Annotated in this window: 3 protein-coding genes and 2 pseudogenes; 2 read left to right on the plus strand and 3 right to left on the minus strand. The window is 39.3% G+C overall.

Features of this window, described 5'->3' with window-relative positions; genetic code table 11:
- A pseudogene (locus tag FFR48_RS25105) lies at positions 1 to 209 on the minus strand (hypothetical protein); the annotation flags it as partial.
- Between the two features lie 269 nt (positions 210 to 478).
- Positions 479 to 1,687, minus strand: a pseudogene (locus FFR48_RS25110) (response regulator); the annotation flags it as partial.
- A 397-nt stretch (positions 1,688 to 2,084) separates the two neighbouring features.
- Here FFR48_RS25110 and FFR48_RS25115 point away from each other — a divergent pair.
- On the plus strand, positions 2,085 to 2,846 hold the full coding sequence (locus FFR48_RS25115) for a WecB/TagA/CpsF family glycosyltransferase (RefSeq protein WP_137669247.1): 762 nt from the start codon (positions 2,085 to 2,087) through the stop codon (positions 2,844 to 2,846).
- A 298-nt stretch (positions 2,847 to 3,144) separates the two neighbouring features.
- On the opposite strand, the gene FFR48_RS25120 is transcribed toward FFR48_RS25115, so the two are convergent.
- Complete coding sequence (locus FFR48_RS25120) at positions 3,145 to 3,906, minus strand: armadillo-type fold-containing protein (protein ID WP_137669248.1); 762 nt, start codon at positions 3,904 to 3,906, stop codon at positions 3,145 to 3,147.
- A gap of 265 nt (positions 3,907 to 4,171) precedes the next feature.
- On the opposite strand from FFR48_RS25120, the gene FFR48_RS25125 reads away from it, so the two are divergent.
- Complete coding sequence (locus FFR48_RS25125) at positions 4,172 to 5,026, plus strand: alpha/beta fold hydrolase (RefSeq protein WP_137669249.1); 855 nt, start codon at positions 4,172 to 4,174, stop codon at positions 5,024 to 5,026.
- Positions 5,027 to 5,118: the final 92 nt, after the last annotated feature.

Consider the following 5,118-nt stretch of genomic DNA (forward strand, 5'->3'; position numbering starts at 1 on the left):
AAGATTTCGCCTGGTTGTAAAGAACGAAACTTGCGAATCACCTGCTTAAACTCTTCAATCGAAGAAACTATTAACCCTGGCAGAGCTAATGTTACCTTTTTCTCTCCATTCACCGCAATCCAGTAGTGACGACTAGGATCAATACCTTCTAACCAACGAGATTCATCATCAAGACGATAGCGGGGTGATAGGCAAAATAAAGGTTTCATAAGCAAGGTGATGAATTTAGTATCAACTTCAGGCTCTTTGATTACCCAAACCGGGTTCCTAATTTTGCAAAGCAGCCTTGTATCTTAAATTATTTGATAAATATCACTAATAAATCAAATAAATTTAGCAAAAGTTATTAATTTTCTTCATATTTCTTAATAACTTACCAAAGTTGTCAGCCAAAAGCTGATCATTCGATTTTGGATTTACGTTAGCGAAGCGGACGCAGCGCAGCGAGTATTTTCTCGTCCTGAAGGACAGGGGAGCAGTCATCAGCTAGAGCATAGTTGAGATTTTGCATAACAATATGCGGCTCCGCTGGTGATTCTTGAGATAATTCCCGACGCAACAGAGAAATAGCACTGGCCATAAATAAAGCCGCTGGTACACCTTTACCGGAAACATCACCCACAGCCAGCCACAAATCACCTTGAGGATGGACAAAGACTTCAAAAAAATCTCCTCCTACTTCCCGTGCTGGGTGACAGCAAGCTTGTATTTTTACACCATCAATTTTTGGTAAGGTTTGACGGAGCAGATTGTTTTGAATTTGGCGGGCTAATTGCAGTTCAACCCGGATTTGCTGTTGTTTTTCTTGCAGACTTTGGTAGAGTTTAGCTTGGGAGAGGGCTAAAGCTGCTTGTTCTGCCACACCTGTAATTAGTTGGATATCTTCATCTTGCCAAGGTTGTTGACTTCCCCATTGATAAAGAGTCATTACAGCTAGTAAGTGCTGCTGGTAGCTAAAAGGTACAACTAGGTAGTGATAAGGATTTTGATCATAAGTATCTTGAGCTAATTGATATTTTTGGGTGTGGAGAACTTCTGTAATTAAAGGGATAGAGTCTAGAGGTGGGGTGATTTCTAAGGAGTGAGGAGCATGATAGGAAAACTGGTTTTGTGTCAGGCGATCGCCCTCTACTATTCTCAATACACAACTGGTAGCAGCAAATGTTTGTCCAATAGTTACCACAATCTTTTGTAAGCTGCTGTCATAGTCCAAAGATTCTCGAATTGCTGTGGTTACAGCATTAAATAAAGATTCTCTTTTCAGAGCATGGCGGAGTTCTCTTGTACGCTTTTTAACTAAAGTATAAGTATCCCGTCCCTGCTCAACTAATGTCTTGAGTTGTTCAGGTTTCCAAGGTTTAGTGATGTACTTGAACACCTGACCAGAGTTAATTGCATCCACCAAATCTTCAACATCCGTAAAACCAGTCAGTAAAATACGAATTGTGTCGGGAAAACGTTCCACTGTCCGACTGAAAAATTCAGTCCCGTTGATATCTGGCATTCTTTGGTCAGAGATAATTATAGCCATCTCCCCCACCCGATCTAAAATTGCCAAAGCTTCATGGGCATTAATGGCTTTATATACTTTAAAGTCTCGCCAAAAAGTGCGGTAGAGCAAGTCCAGATTGTCTGGCTCATCATCTACCACCATGAGTTTAAGCTTTTTTACCTCTTTCTCAGTCATATCTGACCATATTTTTAGATACTTTTATGGCAGGTAACTCTTCACAATGAACAGGAAAAAACTATTGATTTTTAGTAATTAGCTGTACATGATATCACTTATTAGCAGTTAATAGCCCACGATTCCATAACGCAAAGCCTACTACTCTTCATACCATCCTTGTCTGGTAAAGCTGTTACACAGCTAAATTGTATAATCCTAATATTCTGAACTCTTATTTAACAGGCAAGATGCCTGTTCCACTTATACAAATTAAATGCACAACAGCTTAAACCGATGATTTTTAGGTCAAAGAAGAATGGTGCAAAAAGTAAGCTGATATTTACAATCCGTCTGGGAAAAAATTTGATAAACTAAGCTTCTAAATAATTTAGTGTAAATCTCATAAGAATCTACTATGTATAAATTAGATACAAAATTTTCAGTATTAGGTTTACCAGTTCATCTGATGACAAACTATCCCAACTGGTTGCTAGAATGCCTCCAAGAAGGTAGGGGAACTCATGTAGTCACGCTTAATGCAGAAATGACTATGCAAGCAGAGCGTAATCGCTCCCTAGCAGAAGTAATTCAAAATGCTGATCTGGTGATTCCAGATGGAGCAGGGGTAGTCTTGTATTTGCAGTATTTATTCAGGCAAAAAGTAAAACGTTGTCCAGGAATTGAATTAGCAGAAAAATTGTTACAAGAAATCGCTCAACAAAAAACAGACACCAAAATATTTTTCTATGGAGGAGCTACGGGAGTAGCTGCAAATGCCGCAAAGTTGTGGCAGCAGCAAATTCCAGATTTGAATATAGTAGGGACTCACTCTGGATATCATTCCCCAGAAGAAGAACAAATACTACAGCAGACTTTAACTCAATTGCAACCACAAGTAATATTTGTTGGTTTAGGTGTACCACGTCAAGAGTTATGGATCGCTAAAAACCGCCATTTCTGTCCTCAAGCAATTTGGATCGGGGTTGGTGGTAGTTTTGATATCTGGTCTGGGAGAAAAACTCGCGCTCCCCGTTGGTTGGCAAATAACAATTTAGAATGGTTGTATCGTTTGTATCAAGAGCCTTGGCGTTGGCGACGAATGCTGGCTTTGCCTGAGTTTGTACTCAAAGCCTTTGTTTATCGGTTGACTGCCAAGAGTATCCATGCTGGGTTTTGAATGGGTAATTGGTGATAAGGTGGGAGAATAACTTTCTACCTGTTCCCAATTCCTCATTCCCCATTCCCCATTCCCTGAGAACTAACTAGGGGTTGCTGAATAAACCCAAAATACTCGTAAATCAAAGGTTTGAGGCTGATTAGGAGGAAAGAAAGTGCAAGATTTTTGAAGGGTATACCTTAAAAACTGTGCATTTTGGGTCTGATAAATTAGAAAATCTGGGGATAACAGATAGCTAAAACTATTCCCTATTCCCTATTCCCCGCCTCAACGAAGGGACTTTTTCAGCAAACCCTAACTAATAAACTTCTTGCTTAACAGTTGTAGAGATTTTTTGAGTTATGGGTACAAGAGGTTTGGCAGTGCTGGATATTACCATTTGTAAACCGTCCACGGTTTGCAAACTATTCAACGCTGCTTGGCGAACTACCGTTTCCTCTTCCCTACTCAATAAAATTTGCAAACATTCAATAACATCTTGCTTTACTGAAACATCAACTTGTTTACGAGTGATGAATTTAGTTAGTTGGCGCACAGCAAGCAAGCGTTTTAAAGGATCTGTTTCTGTTAAGTTATTTAACACTTGTTCCAGATGCTCTTCCTCTTGATTTCCGTGAAAGCTGAAGATTTGCCACACCAACAAAATTAAAGTTAGTAATGTCCCAAACCCTTGCAAAATAGCACCAACAGCTATCCAGAGACTTGGAGAATCAACCCAAATGGCAGCGGCCATATAAGTCATAAAAGTAGCAATACCACCACTAGCAACTGCTAAAGCTAACCGACTGTTAGCACTGTTTAAATACCTGCGTATTTCTAACCAACTTATTTGCCAGTTCCATTTAGGTATTGCATAAGCGATGAGCATTACTCCAATGCCAACTGCAAGTGCTAACAACAACTTCCAGTTCCAAAACAGCATAGCAACGATGATTGTTAAGAAACCAAGAATGCTTCCAGGTTCAGATAAATGTTTTAATCTTCGCGGCTTTGGGCTTCCTGTCTTAATCTCTGGAAGCCGGTTGATTAATTGCCGCCAAGAAGACGAAGCCTTTGTCACAGTTTTTACCTATTTAATATCAGATTTTTTGATTCGGGGACAGAATGTCCACCTTTCAAGAATTATATTTGATTCATGGACGTTCCGCCGACAAATCTAACCTGTGCTTAATCTAACGCTTAATCTCACGATGGTCAGAAGTTATCTTGTTCTGAGTTAGTTAATAATAAACGAGAATGGAAAACTTGTACCCAATCAGTGAGCATTTTAGAGCTATTTAAGTGGTACGAGTAAGATTAGTTACAAACTTCAACAAATAAGACTTATGTTACAACCTCTAGGATTTGAACAATTCTCTATAAATACCTCATTAGGTAGGATGATATATTATACTGCTAGTTGCTCTCCTTGGCAAGACAAAAGCGAACAATCTGACAGGGAAACTTTGTTGTTTCTGCATGGTTTTGGAGGTGGTTCTTCTGCTTATGAGTGGTCGAAAGTATATCCAGCTTTTGCTGCTGAATATCAAGTTATTGCACCAGATTTAATCGGTTGGGGTCGCTCGGAACATCCGCAACGCAGTTACAAAATTGAGGATTATTTGACAACCATTCAAGAGTTTATTGAGCAGACTTGTACAAAGCCAGTAATGGTAATAGCCTCTTCTCTGACCGCAGCGTTTATAATTAGAGTGGCGATCGCTCGTCCCGATTTATTTAAGTCTTTAATTCTTGTCAGTCCTGCTGGACTTTCTGACTTTGGCCAAGACTACTCTCGCAGTTTTTTTGCCCAGTTGATCAGTGTACCTGTGGTTGACCGTTTGTTATATAGTACAGGTATTGCTACTGATGCAGGTATTCGCAGCTTTTTGGAGCAACGACAATTTGCCCAGTCAAATCGAGTTTATCAAGAAATTGTAGACGCTTATTTACAATCTGCCCAACAACCAAATGCTGAATATGCAGCTTTATCTTTTGTTCGGGGAGACTTATGTTTTGATTTATCTCTTTACATTCAACAGTTGACAACTCCCACTGCTATTATTTGGGGACAAAAATCACAATTTACAGGTCCTGATATTGGTCGTCGTTTTTCAGAAATGAATCCCCAAAGTATTAGATTTTTTCAACCTTTGGAAAATGTATTCCAGAACATTGCTCAAAAGATTTTGCCTTATTAGCAGGAAAATCTGTTTCGCTATAACGGAGAATTCTCATATCTCCGTGTCTTGTATTAAACCGAATATAATGTTTGAGATATGACCACTTTGTA

The organism is Sphaerospermopsis reniformis, from assembly GCF_005402885.1.
GTDB classification, from domain to species: domain Bacteria; phylum Cyanobacteriota; class Cyanobacteriia; order Cyanobacteriales; family Nostocaceae; genus Sphaerospermopsis; species Sphaerospermopsis kisseleviana.